Annotated in this window: 12 protein-coding genes; 6 read left to right on the forward strand and 6 right to left on the reverse strand. The window is 69.5% G+C overall.

Annotation, left to right across the window (positions count from 1 at the left end; translation table 11 throughout):
* Window positions 1–14: 14 nt before the first annotated feature.
* Window positions 15–797: a GntR family transcriptional regulator gene (locus F1D61_RS32125; RefSeq protein WP_348649408.1), complete on the reverse strand. Its 783-nt coding sequence runs from the start codon at window positions 795–797 to the stop codon at window positions 15–17.
* A 164-nt stretch (window positions 798–961) separates the two neighbouring features.
* Here F1D61_RS32125 and F1D61_RS32130 point away from each other — a divergent pair, with 164 nt between their 5' ends.
* The 5 genes from F1D61_RS32130 (at window position 962) to F1D61_RS32150 (ending at window position 7,916) form a co-directional block, all read left to right on the forward strand.
* Window positions 962–2,227: an ABC transporter substrate-binding protein gene (locus F1D61_RS32130; RefSeq protein ID WP_203155941.1), complete on the forward strand. Its 1,266-nt coding sequence runs from the start codon at window positions 962–964 to the stop codon at window positions 2,225–2,227.
* 361 nt (window positions 2,228–2,588) lie between these two features.
* On the forward strand, window positions 2,589–3,467 hold the full coding sequence (locus F1D61_RS32135; RefSeq protein WP_203155942.1) for a branched-chain amino acid ABC transporter permease: 879 nt from the start codon (window positions 2,589–2,591) through the stop codon (window positions 3,465–3,467).
* Window positions 3,468–3,472: 5 nt separating this feature from the next.
* Window positions 3,473–5,998, forward strand: a complete 2,526-nt coding sequence (locus tag F1D61_RS32140) for a branched-chain amino acid ABC transporter ATP-binding protein/permease (RefSeq protein ID WP_203155943.1) — start codon at window positions 3,473–3,475, stop codon at window positions 5,996–5,998.
* Window positions 5,999–6,039: 41 nt separating this feature from the next.
* Window positions 6,040–6,966 carry a 3-hydroxyacyl-CoA dehydrogenase gene (locus F1D61_RS32145; RefSeq protein WP_203155944.1) on the forward strand — a complete coding sequence of 309 codons (927 nt, stop codon included), beginning with the start codon at window positions 6,040–6,042 and terminating at the stop codon, window positions 6,964–6,966.
* A 20-nt stretch (window positions 6,967–6,986) separates the two neighbouring features.
* Window positions 6,987–7,916, forward strand: a complete 930-nt coding sequence (locus F1D61_RS32150; protein WP_203155945.1) for a 3-keto-5-aminohexanoate cleavage protein — start codon at window positions 6,987–6,989, stop codon at window positions 7,914–7,916.
* A gap of 368 nt (window positions 7,917–8,284) precedes the next feature.
* On the opposite strand, the gene F1D61_RS32155 is transcribed toward F1D61_RS32150, so the two are convergent.
* From F1D61_RS32155 to F1D61_RS32165, 3 genes are all read right to left on the reverse strand, one after another.
* Window positions 8,285–9,304, reverse strand: a complete 1,020-nt coding sequence (locus F1D61_RS32155) for an SMP-30/gluconolactonase/LRE family protein (RefSeq protein ID WP_203155946.1) — start codon at window positions 9,302–9,304, stop codon at window positions 8,285–8,287.
* 386 nt (window positions 9,305–9,690) lie between these two features.
* Window positions 9,691–9,885: a hypothetical protein gene (locus F1D61_RS32160; RefSeq protein WP_203155947.1), complete on the reverse strand. Its 195-nt coding sequence runs from the start codon at window positions 9,883–9,885 to the stop codon at window positions 9,691–9,693.
* Between the two features lie 136 nt (window positions 9,886–10,021).
* A complete protein-coding gene (locus F1D61_RS32165; RefSeq protein ID WP_203155948.1) occupies window positions 10,022–10,834 on the reverse strand; it encodes a molybdate ABC transporter substrate-binding protein in 813 nt (270 codons plus the stop codon).
* A gap of 188 nt (window positions 10,835–11,022) precedes the next feature.
* Between F1D61_RS32165 and F1D61_RS32170 the strand changes: the two genes are divergently transcribed.
* Window positions 11,023–12,339, forward strand: a complete 1,317-nt coding sequence (locus F1D61_RS32170; RefSeq protein ID WP_203155949.1) for an MFS transporter — start codon at window positions 11,023–11,025, stop codon at window positions 12,337–12,339.
* A 31-nt stretch (window positions 12,340–12,370) separates the two neighbouring features.
* Here F1D61_RS32170 and F1D61_RS32175 read toward each other — a convergent pair whose 3' ends face one another.
* A complete protein-coding gene (locus F1D61_RS32175; protein ID WP_203155950.1) occupies window positions 12,371–13,048 on the reverse strand; it encodes a haloacid dehalogenase type II in 678 nt (225 codons plus the stop codon).
* Between the two features lie 311 nt (window positions 13,049–13,359).
* Entirely contained in the window at window positions 13,360–14,376 is a 1,017-nt protein-coding gene (locus F1D61_RS32180) for a DUF3616 domain-containing protein (protein WP_246775639.1), read from the reverse strand.
* Window positions 14,377–14,533 lie beyond the last annotated feature (157 nt).

Genomic DNA, 14,533 nt, shown 5'->3' on the forward strand with positions numbered 1-14,533 from the left:
ACGTCACTCCTGTTTCAGGGCGCGAGCCGCCCCGTCGTCTCGATGAAGGCGGCGCTGCCGGCGATGTCGGCACCGAGCGCCGCGCGGGCGCCCTCGGCATCGCCGGATCGGAGCGCCGCCACCAGGGCGGCGTGATGCGCCTCGGCCCCGCCCTCGGCGAGGCGGCGCGGCGAGGAGCGCATGTCGAGGTTGAGCACCGGGCCGATGCGCAGCCACAGGCCCTCGATGATCGCGATCAGCGAGGGCAGGCCGGCGGCCTCGTAGACCGCGAAATGTAGGTCGCGGTTGGCCCGCATCGCCCGTTCCAGGTCGGGCTCGGGCGCCCGCACCTCGTTCCGGAAGACCGCATCGTGCTCGGCGATGGTCGCCAGGGCGCCCGGCGTCGCCGCCCGCGCGGCCTCCGCCGCCGCGAATCCCTCGACCGCGATCCGCACCCGGGTCAGCTCGCGGAACTTGCCCAGCGTGATGACCGGCACCCGGACGGCGCGGTTGGGCAGCACCTCCAGGGCCTCGTCGGCGACGAGGCGCGACACCGCCTCCCGCGCCGGCATCATCGAGGTGCCGAGCCGCTCCGCCACGGTGCGCAGGGACAGCCGCTCCCCGGGCGCCAGCTCGCCGGCGATCAGCAGGTCGCGCAGGGCATCGTAGACCTGGGTGCCGAGGGTGATCCGTGCGAGCGCGCCCGCCGGCTCCGGCCGGTCGCCCGCCGGCGGCTCGCCGTTGCCTGCCGGCGGCCCGCTGTTGCCTGCCGGCGGCTCCCGGCTGCCTGCCGGCGGCTTGCGCCCAGGCGCATGCAAGTCCCGCCTCTCCAAGCGACGGACCTCCCCTCACGTTTCCCCCTCAGCACGGACGGACGGTTTGGACCGTCTCGACAGGCGCGCCGTTTGATGCCAGCCTAAGTGTGATCACAGATCACGGCAACCCGAACGACCGTGATGCGATCTCGGGCAGGATACGCACCATGACGCAGGGCTTCACCCCCACGCGCCACCCCTTCACGCGCCGCCGCCTCGTGCAGGGCGGTCTCGCGGCCGGCGCCGCGCTCGCGATGCCGGGCCTCGTACGGGCTCAAGGCACGCACCCCATCCGCATCGGCCACCTCACGCCGCGCACCGGCTTCCTCGGGCCGCTCGGCGAATACGCCGTGATGGCGGCCCAGCTCGCCGCCGAGGAGATCAACGCCGCCGGCGGCATCGACGGCCGCAAGGTCGAGCTTCTGACCGAGGATTCGGTCAACCCGCAGACCGCGTCGGGCAAGGCCGAGCGCTACATCGAGCGCGACAAGGTCGCGGCGATCGTCGGCGAGATTTCTTCCGCCTCGGCGCTCGCCATCGGGCAGGTGGCGCAAAGAGGAAAGACGATCTTCCTCAATACCGGCGCCAATTCCGATGCCCTGCGCGGCCAGGATTGCAAGCGCTACATGTTCCACGTCGAGGGCGCGAACTCGATGTACGTCAAGGCGGTCGGCCGCTCCCTGACCGAGCAGGGGCTGGTCAAGGGCAAGCGCTGGTACTCGCTGACCGCCGACTACGCCTTCGGCCACGACCTCCTGCGGGTCGCCAAGGGGTTCATGCAGGGGCAGGGCGGCACCTTCGCGGCCGACGAACTGGTGCCGACCGACGCCACCGACTTCTCGGCCTACCTGATCAAGATTCGGCAGGCGAAGCCGGATCTCGTGATCTCGAACCTCGCCGGCAACCAGATCACCAACTTCCTCAAGCAATACGCCGAATACGGCTTGCCCTTCCCGGTCGCCGGCTTCGGCTTCGACACCGCGCTCGCCTGGGGTGCCGGACCCGGCAACTTCGCCGGCACCTGGCCGTGCCTGTGGCACCACAAGGTCGACACGCCGTCGTCCAAGGCCTTCGTCGCCGCCTTCACCAAGAAATACGGCAAGCCGCCGGAGAACCAGGCCTGGGGCGACTACAACGCGGTCAAGATCGTCGCCAAGGCGATGGCCGACACGAAATCGACCGAGGGGCCGAAGCTGGTCTCGTATCTGGAGGGCGGCGCGAAGTTCGACGTGCAGAAGCCCCGTCCGGGCTATTTCCGCGCCCGCGACCACCAGTTCATCAGCGAGATGTACGCGATCACGGCGCTCCCGGCCGACAAGGTCAAGGACAAATGGGACCTCTTCACCTCGACCCCGGCGATTCCCGGTCCGAACGAGGACATGGAGGTGCTGGCGCCGACGGCGGAGGAGGCGGCGTGCCGGATGGAGGGGTAGCCGTCACCGGTGCTCCGGCCCCGGAACGTGGGGCATGCCTCCCCTCTCCCGTGTGGGAGAGGGGTCGGGGGTGAGGGTGACACGCTTCCGTGTGAGACGCTGAGTGTGGTGCTGGCAGCGTAATGCCCAGTGCTTGATCCTGAAGCGTGTCACCCTCACCCCTACCCCTCTCCCACACGGGAGAGGGGATCCCGCGATTTCTATTGAAGCGGGTGGCGATCTGAAAATGACGCTAGAGCATTTTCCGACGAAGTGGATACCGGTTCGTCGCAGAAAATGCGGCAAAATCAACGACCTAGAGAGCTTCGCGATTGCAACGCGATCGTGAAGTGCTCTAGTCCTTTTGAATCGGAACTAACCCGTGCTCTTCCTCACCCTTGCCGTCGAGCAGGTCGTGAACGGCCTGTTCCTCGGTGCGATCTATCTCCTGATCGCGCTCGGCCTGTCGCTGATCTTCAGCTTGGGCGGCATCGTCAACCTGGCCCACGGCGCGTTCTACGCGATCGGTGCCTACCTGACGATACAGCTCTCGCCCGCCCTCGGCTTCGGCGGCTCCCTCGTCGCAGCTCCCGTCCTCGTCGCGGCGATCGGCCTCGTGGTCGAGCGGTTCCTGTTTCGCCGCTTCTACCGCGCCGACCCGATCCTCTCGCTGCTCCTCACCTTCGGCCTCGCCATGGTGGCCGAGCAGGCCTTGCGGATGCTCTTCGGGGCCCCGCCCTTGCCCTATGCGATCCCGCAGGGCCTACGCGGGCAGATCTTCGTCGGCGATTTCGTGCTGTCGCGCTACCGGCTCACCATCCTGGCGGCGGTGGTCGTGGCGGTGGCCGGGGTCTGGTTCCTCCTCCAGCGCACCACCTTCGGGCGCGTAGTCCGGGCCGGCGTCCAGAATCCCGACATGGTCGCGGCTTTGGGCATCTCGCTGAAACCCTACATGGCGACCGTGGTGGGCCTGAGCGTCGGCCTCGCGGCGCTCGCCGGCGTGATGCTGGCGCCGATCTCCGGCGTCCATCCGGCCATGGGCGCGGAAGTGCTCACCGGCGCCTTCGTGGTGGTGGTGATCGGCGGGCTCGGCTCGTTCTGGGGCGTGGTGCTCGCCGCCCTCATCGTCGGAATCGTCCGCGGCCTGATGGTGCTGGTCTATCCGGGCTTCGCCGAGGCCGCGATCTACGCCCTGATGGCGATCATCCTGCTCGTGCGGCCCCGCGGCCTGCTCGGCGAGCGCATCCTGCGGTTCGAGTGACGACCATGACCGACCGCAGCGAGAGATTCACCCTGCCGTTCATGGGCCTGGCCCTCGTGGCCCTGCCGTTCGGCCTGTCGGCCCTCGGGCTCACCCTCACCTCGGCCACCGATGTCGTGGTGTTCGCGGTGGCCTGCATGGGGCTCAACATCCTGGTCGGGCAGACCGGCCTCGTCTCCTTCGGCCACGGCGCCTTCTTCGGGATCGGCGCCTATGCGGCGGCGATCGGCCAGCGGACGTTCTTCCCCGGCACCCTGCTGCCGCCGATCCTGTTCGCCCTCGCCGTCGTGGCTGGGGTCGCCCTGCTCCTCGGCCTGCTGATCCTGCGGCGCCGCGGGGTCTATTTTTCGCTGCTGACGCTCGCTCTCTCGGCCCTCTCCTTCACGGTCGCCTTCCGCTGGACGGCACTCACCGGCGGCGAGAGCGGCTATGGCGGCGTCGAGCGCACGCGCTTCCTCGGGCTCGACCTCGACGCCGCCTGGACCTGGTACGGGCTCGTTGCCGTCATCGGCTTCGCGGTCGTGGTCGGGCTCGCGCGCTTCCGCCGCTCGCCGGTCGGCACGGTACTGGAGGCGATCCGCGAGAACGAGCAGCGGGCGCGCTTCCTCGGCTATCCGACCAACCGCTACAAGCTCCTGGCCTTCACGGTCTCGGCCACCGTGACCGGGCTCGCCGGAACCTTGAGCGTCTTCACCCACCGCTTCGCCTCGGCCGAGCCGCTCGGCACCGCCTTCTCGGGCGAATTGCTCGCCATGGTGGTGATCGGCGGGATGCGGGGCTTTGCCGGGCCGGCGATCGGGGCTTTGTTCTTTATCCTGTTCCGCGAGATGCTGTCGATCTGGACCGCCAACTGGCTGTTCTGGTTCGGCCTGCTCTTCGTCGGCTTCATCCTGTTCTCGCCGGACGGGCTCGTCGGCATCGGCCGGCGCGTGTGGCGCATGGTACGCCCGCCCGCGACCGAGGACGCCGCCATGGCCGGCCGCCGGGCCGGCGCGCCTGAAAACCTGCCCGCCTTCCTGCGGCCCGACGGCGTGGTCGACGGGGTGATCCTGGCGGCCCGCGGCATCGCCAAGCGCTTCGGCGGGCTGAAGGCGGTCGACGGCGTCACCATCGCGGTGCGAGACCGGACGCTGCATGCCCTGATCGGCCCCAACGGTGCGGGCAAGACCACCGCCTTCAACCTGATCTCCGGGATGTACAAGCCCGATACCGGCACCGTGACCCTGGCCGACCGCTCGATCGCCGGATTCGCGCCGGAGCGGATCTGCGAGGCCGGCATCGGCCGCTCGTTCCAGATCACCAACCTGTTTCCGGCGCTGACCGTCGAGGACAACATCCGGCTGGCCGTGCAGGGACGCCGCCCCGGCCGGTTCGACCCGTGGCGCAAGGCGAGCCGCGACCGGGAGGCCGCGGCCGAGACCGCCGAGATCCTGCGCTGGCTCGGCCTCGCCGGACTCGAGCGGGCGGAAGCCGGCTCGCTCTCCTATGGCGGCCAGCGACTCCTCGACATGGGGGTGGCGCTGGCGACCAAGCCCCGGGTGCTGCTCCTCGACGAGCCGCTGGCGGGCCTGGCGGCGGCCGAGCGCACCCGCATCGGCGACATCATCAAGCGGGTCTCGACCGAGGTGCCGGTGCTGATGGTCGAGCACGACATCGACCGGGTGTTCCAGATCGCCGACGCCGTGACGGTGATGAACGAGGGCACGGTGCTGGTCAACGGCACGGTCGAGGATGCCCGCACCAGCGCCAAGGTGCAGGAGGTCTATATCGGCTCCGGCACCGCCGCGATGGCGGCGCGTCCCCGCCCGAGCGCCGCCGAGACGCAGGTCCTGCTCTCGCTGCAAGGTGTCGACACCTACTACGGCAAGAGCCACATCCTCTCGGGCGTCACCTTCGACGTGCATGCCCACGAGATCGTGGCGCTGCTCGGCCGCAACGGCGCCGGCAAGTCGACCTGCCTCAAGACCATCACCGGGCTCGCGCCCCACGCCGCCGGCCATATCCGCCTCGGCGACGAGGTGCTCGACGGCCGCTCGGCGGCGTCCATCGCGCGCGCCGGCATCGGCTACGTGCCGCAGGGGCGCGGGCTCTTCGCCGGGATGAGCGTCGCCGAGAACCTGGAACTCGGCCGGCTCAAGCGCCGCACCGGCAACGGCGTGCATTGGGACGAGGAGCGGGTGCTGTCCTACTTCCCGCGCCTGCGCGAGCGCTGGCGGACGCCCGCCGATTACCTGTCGGGCGGCGAGCAGCAGATGGTGGCGGTGGCCCGCGCGCTGTCGGGCGACGTGAGGGTGCTGCTCCTCGACGAGCCGTTCGAGGGCCTGGCGCCGGCGGTGGTCGAGAGCCTGTTCGAGACCTTCGACGCCCTTCGCCGCGAGGTCTCGATCGTCATCGTCGACCACAACCTCGATCTCGCGCTGGCACTGTCCGACCGTACCGTGGCGCTGGAGCGCGGGCGGGTGATGCATGCCGGGCCCTCGCAGGCCCTGCGCGACGACCTCGCCTTGCGCCGTCAGGTGCTGTGGCTGTGAGTTCTTACAGTATGATCCACTCCGGGGGAGATTCGCCACCGATGCCAAAAGTCGCCGTCGTCGGGGCCGGGCTGATCGGCCGGTCCTGGGCCGTGGTCTTCGCCCGGTCCGGGTTCGACGTCCGCCTCACCGACATCCACGTAGCGGCGCTCGACGCCGCGCCGGGGCACATCGCCGAGGCCCTGCGCCAGCTCGAGGCCCACGGCCTCGTGGCGGACATCCCGGCGATCCTCGCCCGGATCCGGACCCGCCCGACCCTCGCCGAGGCGGTGGACGGCGTCGATCTCGTCCAGGAGAACGGGCCGGAGACCGTCGAGGCCAAGCGCGCGCTGTTTGCCGAACTCGACGCCCTGTGCGAGCCGGATACGATCCTCGCCTCCTCGACCTCGGCCATCGTCGCCTCGCTGTTCACCGAAGACCTCGCGGGGCGGGCCCGCTGCCTCGTCGGCCACCCAGTCAACCCGCCCCATCTGGTGCCGGTGGTCGAACTCTGCGGCGCGCCCTGGACCGATCCGGCGGTGGTGGAGCGCGCCCGCGCCCTCTACGAGGCGGCCGGCCAGGCGCCGGTGACCGTTAACCGCGAGGTCGAGGGCTTCGTGCTCAACCGTCTCCAGGGCGCCCTGCTGTCGGAGGCCTTCCGCCTCGTCGCCGACGGCGTGGTGAGCCCGGCCGACCTCGACAAGACCGTGGCCGAGGGGTTGGGCCTGCGCTGGTCGTTCCTCGGGCCCTTCGCCACCATCGACCTCAACGCGCCGGGGGGCGTGGCCGATTACGCCACGCGCTACGGCGGCTTCTACGGCCGGCTCGCCGCCGATCCGGCTCCCGCCTCGGTCTGGTCGCCGGAGAGCACCGCCCGCATCGTCGCCGCCTGGGATGGCGGGCCCGACACCGCCCCGCCGGCCGAGCGCAGCCGCCGGCGCGACGCGCGCCTTTCGGCGCTGATGGCGCACAAGCGCGCCCAATCGTAAGAGTTCAGGAGGACAGTCCCATGGCCAAGAGAAAAGTCGTCATCACCTGCGCCGTCACCGGGGCGATCCACACCCCCTCGATGTCGCCGCACCTGCCGGTGACGCCCGACGAGATCGCCGAGGCCGCGATCGGCGCGGCGGAAGCCGGCGCGGCGATCGTCCACCTGCACGCCCGCGATCCGAAGACCGGCAAGCCCGACCAGTCGCCGGAAGCCTTCGAGCCGTTCCTGAAGGTCATCAAGCAGCGCTCGAACTGCGTGGTGAACCTCACCACCGGCGGCGCCCCGACGATGGGGATCGACGAGCGGTTGGGCCCGGCAGCCCACTTCAAGCCGGAGGTCGCCTCGCTCAACATGGGGTCGATGAATTTCGGCCTCTACCCGATGCTGTCGCGGTTCAAGACCTTCCAGCACGACTGGGAGCAGCCCTACCTGGAGGGCTCGCGGGACCGGATCTTCAAGAACACGTTCGCGGACATCGAGCACATCCTGACGACCTGCGCCGAGAACGGAACCCGGTTCGAGGTCGAGTGCTACGATATCGGCCATCTCTACACGCTGTCGCACTTCGCCGATCGCGGCGTGATCAAGCCGCCCTTCTTCGTGCAGAGCGTGTTCGGCATCCTCGGCGGCATCGGCCAGCACCCGGAGGACGTGCAGCACATGAAGCGCACCGCCGACCGGCTGTTCGGCGACGATTACCGCTGGTCGGTGCTGGGGGCGGGCCGCAACCAGATGACCATCGCCGCCCAGGCGATCGCGCTCGGCGGCAACGTCCGGGTCGGCCTGGAGGATTCGCTGTGGATCGGGGCGGGTAGGATGGCCGAGTCGAACGCGCAGCAGGTCCTGAAGGTGCGCCAGATCATCGAGGGGCTAGGCCTCGACGTGGCGACGCCGGACGATGCGCGGGAGATTCTTGCGCTGAAGGGCGGCGATCGGGTGAATTTCTAGAGGTTCTTGCGAGAGAGACTTCGGGAACCGCGCGCTCGACCCTCCCCCGCAGAGGTTAGCGCATTCACACATCTCAGCCCGAGTTCTTTCCCATTCAAAGGTAGCGCGCCTCTCCTCCCCAGGCGATCTCGGGCTTGCCCGAGATCGCTCAAGCTTGTGGGGAGGAGTTGGAGGTGGGGGTGGTGCCGGATAGAGCGCAGCGGTCCCTCCTGCACCACCCCCACCCCTAACCCCTCCCCACAAGGGGGAGGGGAAAGCGCGCACATTTACAAAGGGTTAGCTCTCAGAGGAGAAGTGTGAATCCGATAGCCCGCAAAGGGGGGAGGGTTCACGCGCGGCAGCGTCGTACCGATGATGAACCCGTATCCCTACGGCACCATCGCCCCTTGCGTCTCCACATACACCGCGTAGATCGACGTGCTCGCCGCCATGAACAACCGGTTCTTCTTCGGCCCGCCGAAGCACAGGTTGGCGCAGGTCTCCGGCAGGTGGATCTTGCCGATCAGGTCGCCGGACGGCGTATAGCAGCGTACCCCGTCCTCCTTCGGGTCGGCCCAGCCCATCGAGCACCAGACGTTGCCGTCGACGTCGGTGCGCACCCCGTCGGTGAAGCCCGGCGAGAAACCCTCCGCGAAGACCCGGTCTCCGGTGAGCTTGTCGCCATCGACGGTGAAGGCCCGGATGTTGGCCCGCCCGCCATGGGTGGCACCGGAATCGACGACGTAGAGGATCTTTTCGTCGGGCGAGAAGGCGAGCCCGTTCGGCCGGTCGATGCCCTCGGCGGCCACCTTGGCCTGGCCGGTCGAGGGATCGAGGCGATAGACCCGGGTCGGGAGTTCCGCCCTGTCCTTGTGGCCCTCGTAGAACCCGTCGATGCCGTAGCCCGGATCGGTGAACCAGATCGCGTTGTCGGCGGCCACCACCACGTCGTTGGGGGCGTTGAGTGGCTTGCCGTCGAACTTGTCGATCAGCACCGTGATCTTGCCGTCAGGCTCGGTGCGGGTGACCCGCCGGGTATCGTGCTCGCAGGTGATCAGCCGGCCCTGGCGGTCGCGGGTGTTGCCGTTCGAGTAGTTGGCGTTCGCCCGGTAGACGCTGACATGGCCGTTCTCGAGCCAGCGCATGATCCGGTTGTTGGGAATGTCGCTCCACAACAGGTAGCCGCCATCCCGGAAATAGACCGGGCCTTCCGCCCAGCGGAAGCCGGTGGCGATGCGCTCGATGGCGGCGTTGCCGACCTTGTAGCGGAAGCGCTTGTCCAGCGCCTCGACCCGCGGGTCGGGATAGCGGGTGCCCGGCAGGTCGCCGAGGGGCAGCCTGTCGGCCCGCGCCGCGACCGTGCTTGCCGTAAGCGCAGCGGCGCCCGCGAGGATGTCGCGTCGGTTCATCGCTCGTCTCCTCCCGTCCGGTCTTCGTGCCGGACGGGGGGATTGTACGGAAGCGGGGCGCCGTGTCTCGTGGTTTTCCGGTCTATGACGCGATATCGCCGGGACGGGCGAGCACACCCGGCCCGACCTTCGGACTGAAGCCGTCCCCGCACCGACAGGCCTGGCTCTCGTCGTCCATCGTCACGTCCGCCTCGTGCGCCTCGGGGCGGGAAGGCTGCGCTTTCGCCGATCCGACCCGGGCCGCCTGATCGATGTCCGCTTGCCTCTCGCCGAGAGCAGCCGTTCCGCTCCCGTCCTCGACCCCGGATCGACCAGGCCGGGAACACGCCGTGACGCAGAGGGAGGCATCACGCCGCGAGGGTCGAACCGGGTCGCCCCGGCCCCGCCTACGACACCACCCGCAAGCCCAGCGCGACCACCGCCACGATCGCCGCGCCCAGGGCCGGGCCGACGGTCGCGATCACCAGGGCGCCCGGATGATAGCCCGGCGCCGCGAGGTAGCGCTGATGCGCGTTCTTTTCCTGCCGGAGCAGCGGCGCCGAACCACGCGCCGCTGCTCCGGGCGTCCAACCCTGTCGCATGATGCCGTCCCCGCCCGCTTGGCCGCCCCCGTCGGGAGCGGCGCGAGACCTGTTGTGTGGGTCCCATCAGGGCCTGGGCGGCGTGAAGAGGTGGTGAATCCGATCCCTCGGATTCTCCCTTGTCGTGAATCGGGGGTTAGCGGGCCTTGATCGGGTCGAGGCCGGTCTCGGCGATCGCGGCGGCGTGCTCCGGCGAGGACAGCCAGGCGATGAGGGCCCGGGCCGCCTCCGGGTGCTTGGCGCCCTTCGGGATGCCGGCCGAGAACACCGTGACCTTCTGCACCTCCGGCGGGATCGGCCCGACGATGGTGATGCCCTTGATCGGCTTCAGCTCGGCGATCTGCTGAAAGCCGAACTCGGCATCGCCCCGGGCGACGACGTTGCCGACGCGCTCGGCGACGATCATCTTGCTCTTCGGCGCCAGTTCACCCTCCAGCCCCAGCTTCTTGTACATCTCCTTCTCGATGTAGACGCCGCTGGCGCTGTCCGAATAGGCGATCGAGGTGGCGCCGAGCAGCGCCTTCTTGAAGGCGTCGAGGGTGGCGATATCCGGCACCTTGGCCCCGGCCTTCACCGCCAGCGCGATGCGGGAATCGGCGAGCGCCACCTTGCTGCCCGGCTCGATCTTGCCCTCCTTGTCGAGGGTATCGAGGGCGTAGCCGACCATGATGACCACGTCGGCCGGCTCGCCGCGGGCGAGGCGCACGGGGATCGCCTCCGGTGCCGTGCCCATCGAAGGCCCGAAGGCGGTGACGACCTTGTCGCCGGTTTTCTTCTCGAAGCCCGGCACCAGGGCCTCGTAGGCGGCGGTGAAGCCGCCGGAGATCATCACGTGCACATCCGCCGCCTTCGCCGGGGCGGCGAGGACGAGCCCCGCCACCACCCCGGCGGCGATGCGAGCGAGGCGGCGGCGTGCTCCGCAATAGGGGCGCGATGTCGTCGTGGTCATGGATCCGCTCCTCGTCATGGTTCCACCCCGGACTGCCTTACGGAGATGTCCAGGCCGCCTTCCCTGTTGGTAACCCGGCCGCCGCGCAAGCTCCACCACATCCCGAGGGATGAAATTTTTGTATCAAACGTGTCGGCGATGGCTGTAGAGAGGGCCCAGTCAAGGGAGCCCAAGGTAGGGGGATGAGCATGGCAGGTCCGGTCCACGGTCCGCAGGGGTCGAAGGTCGCCACGGTGCTGCGCGTCACGAGCGGCAACTTCCTGGAAATGTTCGACTTCTTCCTGTTCGGCATCTACGCGAGCCACATCTCGAAGGCCTTCTTCCCGGCCGAGAACGAGTTCGCCTCGCTGATGTTCACCTTCATGGCCTTCGGCGCCGGCTTCCTGATGCGGCCGCTCGGGGCGATCTTCCTCGGCGCCTATGTCGACCGGATCGGCCGGCGCCAGGGCCTCATCGTGACGCTCGGCATCATGGCGGCGGGCACGGTGCTGATCGCCTTCGTTCCGTCCTACCAGACCATCGGCCTCGCGGCGCCGTTCCTGGTGCTGATCGGCCGCCTGCTCCAGGGCTTCTCGGCCGGCGTCGAGCTCGGCGGCGTGTCGGTCTACCTCGCCGAGATGGCGACGCCCGGCCGCAAGGGCTTCTACGTCTCCTGGCAATCCGGCAGCCAGCAGGTCGCCGTGATGGTGGCGGCGCTGATCGGCTTCGGCTTGAGCCGCGCCCTGATGCCGGCCCAGATGTCCGAGTGGGGCTGGCGCATCCCGTTCTTCATCGGCTGCCTGATCGTGCCGTTCCTGTTCTACATCCGGCGCTCGCTGGAGGAGACCCAGGAATTCCTGCACCGCAAGGAGCGCCCGTCGCTGAGCGAGGTCTTCGCGTCGCTCGGCCAGAACTGGAAGATCGTGCTGCTCGGCATGTTGCTGGTGGTGATGACCACGGTGTCGTTCTACACCATCACGGTCTACACCCCGACCTTCGGCAAGACCGTGCTCAAGCTGTCCGAGACCGACAGCCTGATCGTCACCTTCCTCACCGCCCTGTCGAACCTGTTCTGGCTGCCGGTGATGGGCGCGCTCTCCGACAAGATCGGCCGCAAGCCGATCCTGCTGGCCTTCTCGGCGCTGACCCTGCTCACCGCCTACCCGGCCCTGGCCTGGCTGACCTCCAACATCTCGTTCACCAACATGCTGATCACGCTGCTGTGGCTGTCCTTCCTGTATGGCAGCTACAACGGCGCGATGGTGGTGGCGCTGACCGAGATCGTCCCGGCCAAGGTCCGCACCACCGGCTTCTCGCTCGCCTACTCGCTCGCCACCGCGCTCTTCGGCGGCTTCACCCCAGTCGTCTCGACCTGGCTGATCGAGGCGCTCGGCAACAAGGCGGCGCCGGGCCTGTGGATGGCCTTCGCGGGGGCCTGCGGCCTCGTCGCGACCCTGCTGATCTACCGCCGCGGGGCGCCCGCCGCCGAGGTCCCGGGCAGCGTCCGCCCGGTGGCCGGCGAGTAGTCGGGCCAAGACCCTCCTCGGGCCCTGCCTTTCAGGCCAGGAGCCCGTCGAGGGCACGGATCACCCGGACCGGCGCGAGGTCCGGGTATTCGTCGGGCAGATCGGTCCGATTGACCCAGACCGGGGCGAAGCCGTAGGCCGCCGCCCCGGCGATGTCCCAGCGGTTCGAGGACACGAACACGGTCCGCTCCCGCGCGACCCCGAGGCGCTCCGGCGCCAGGGCGTAGGCGCGGGGCGAGGTCTTGAAGAGGCCGGCCGGATCGACCGACAGCACCGCATCGAGGTGGCCTTCGAGCCCCGCCGCCCGTACCGCCGCGTCGAGCATGGCGGGATCGCCGTTCGACAGGATCGCGGTCTTCAGGCCCTCCCGGCGCAGGGTCTCCAGCGTGCCGGGCACCTCCGGATAGGCGTCGAGCGCGCGATAGGCATCGAGCAGGCCCGCCCGCAACGCCCGATCGACCCCCGGATGCCGGGCGAGCGCATGATCGAGGGCCCGCTCGGTCAGCGTCCAGAACGGCTCGTAGCGCCCGCACAGCGACAGGACCCAGGAATATTCGAGCTGCTTCTGACGCCAGGTCTCGGACAGCCTCTGCGCCTCCGGCCCGATCGCGGCGGCGTGGCGCTGCACGGCGGAATGGACGTCGAGCAGGGTGCCGTAGGCGTCGAAGACGACGGCCTCGGTTCGGTCGAGCGGGGCGGGGAGGGGCATGGCGGAGCCTCGTTGCGTCGCGGAGGGAATCACGCCCGACAACGCGCCAGCCGTCACGCGGGAGCAGCCGCCGATCGCGCTGCGATCGGATGCCGCCCAGGATTTTCGACGTCTTCGCGTCGTCCGCGACGAGCCGGCTTCCGCTTCGCTGAGACGCACTCCAGGTTCAATGTGACGCCCGTTCGACTTTACGCGGGCGGCCCTCCGTCCGACGCCATCGTCCCTGTCGCCCCGAGCGTCCGTCATCGACGAGTACGGGACGACGCCGGAAACGCAGGATCATCCGAAGGGACGGCCCGTCGAACCGCCCTTCACTCGAGGTCCAGCACCACGCTCCGGAACCCTTGCGGCTTGCGCGCCGGGCAGACATCGCCATCGTCGCTGATCACCTGCACCGTCTTGCCGTCAGCGGAGACGATCAGCCCTTCGGGCTGGAAATCGGGGAGCGCCGCCAGCGCCTCGGCCACCCCGGCGACCCGGGTCGGTGCCTCGCCGGCCGTGCCAGACCAGCGGTAGAGATCGGCGGCCTCGCCGCCGCTGCCGGAGCCGCCGGCGATCAGGAAATAGGCCTTGATCCCCGGCACGTAGGCGATGTCGCGGATGCCCCGGCCCTTGAGGTCGAGGGCGATGGGCTTGGCCAGCTTCGGCGCGGCCCCGCTCGCCAGCGCCTCGGCGGCGTTCTCGAACGGCACCACCAGGGCGTCGTTGTCGGCGTTGAGCGGGTTGCGCAGGCCGACGAACAGGCCGCGCCCATCGGGCATTGGGCTCAGGCCCTCGATGGCGAGGCCGCGCCGCTTCGGGCTCAGGCTCGCCTTCTCGGCGAGATCGACGGCGATGCGCTCCGACAGGCGCGGGTCGAGGTCGGCGATCGCCTTGGCGAGGCCGGTGAACGCCTTGCCCTTCGGCGTCACTTCCGGCGCCTTGACTTGGGGCGCCTTGGCATCGCCGCCCACCGACAGGGCGAGCATCTGGCGCGAGGCCTCGCGGGTGCGGCCGTTCTTGTCCCGGGCGTGGGAGCCCATCAGAACCAGGTCGTTGCCGAGCCAGGCGAGGGATTCGAGATCGGCCTTGGCGGGCTCCTCCCGGCCGCCGGTCGCGAGCGCGGCGTCGAGGTCGCCGCCCTTCAGGGCGAGCGGTGGGCCGGATTCGTCGGCCTTGTAGAGGCGCAGGGTGTTGTCCTCGTCGTCGACGACCAGGAAGCGGTCGCCGAAGCTGCCGGCCGGATAGGGGACGGCGCCGGAGGCCTCGCATGGCCCCCAATGCATCAGCACCGGCCCGGTCTTCACCTCGGCCCGCGCGCCTTGCGCCGCGAGGCAGAGGGCGAGCACGGAAACGAGTCTCTCCAGGCGCAAGCGGCCTCGGCCCGTCATGGCGATTCTCCCCGGATCCCGGCCCGTCTGGTGCGAACCGACTTCGGAGTATTTCACGCAAGCTCGGTTCTATTCAATGCGGGCCACGAAAATTCTTCGCATCCGGGATGGCACT

This window comes from Methylobacterium aquaticum (assembly GCF_016804325.1).
GTDB lineage: Bacteria > Pseudomonadota > Alphaproteobacteria > Rhizobiales > Beijerinckiaceae > Methylobacterium > Methylobacterium aquaticum_C.

Excerpts from the sequence above, each read along its gene's own strand:
- F1D61_RS32130 (WP_203155941.1), top strand. The coding sequence starts at position 962 with ATGACGCAGGGCTTCACCCCCACGCGCCACCCCTTCACGCGCCGCCGC.
- F1D61_RS32140 (WP_203155943.1), top strand. The coding sequence starts at position 3,473 with ATGACCGACCGCAGCGAGAGATTCACCCTGCCGTTCATGGGCCTGGCC.
- F1D61_RS32145 (WP_203155944.1), top strand. The coding sequence starts at position 6,040 with ATGCCAAAAGTCGCCGTCGTCGGGGCCGGGCTGATCGGCCGGTCCTGG.
- F1D61_RS32150 (WP_203155945.1), top strand. The coding sequence starts at position 6,987 with ATGGCCAAGAGAAAAGTCGTCATCACCTGCGCCGTCACCGGGGCGATC.
- F1D61_RS32155 (WP_203155946.1), bottom strand. The coding sequence starts at position 9,304 with ATGAACCGACGCGACATCCTCGCGGGCGCCGCTGCGCTTACGGCAAGC.
- F1D61_RS32160 (WP_203155947.1), bottom strand. The coding sequence starts at position 9,885 with ATGCGACAGGGTTGGACGCCCGGAGCAGCGGCGCGTGGTTCGGCGCCG.
- F1D61_RS32165 (WP_203155948.1), bottom strand. The coding sequence starts at position 10,834 with ATGACCACGACGACATCGCGCCCCTATTGCGGAGCACGCCGCCGCCTC.
- F1D61_RS32170 (WP_203155949.1), top strand. The coding sequence starts at position 11,023 with ATGGCAGGTCCGGTCCACGGTCCGCAGGGGTCGAAGGTCGCCACGGTG.
- F1D61_RS32175 (WP_203155950.1), bottom strand. The coding sequence starts at position 13,048 with ATGCCCCTCCCCGCCCCGCTCGACCGAACCGAGGCCGTCGTCTTCGAC.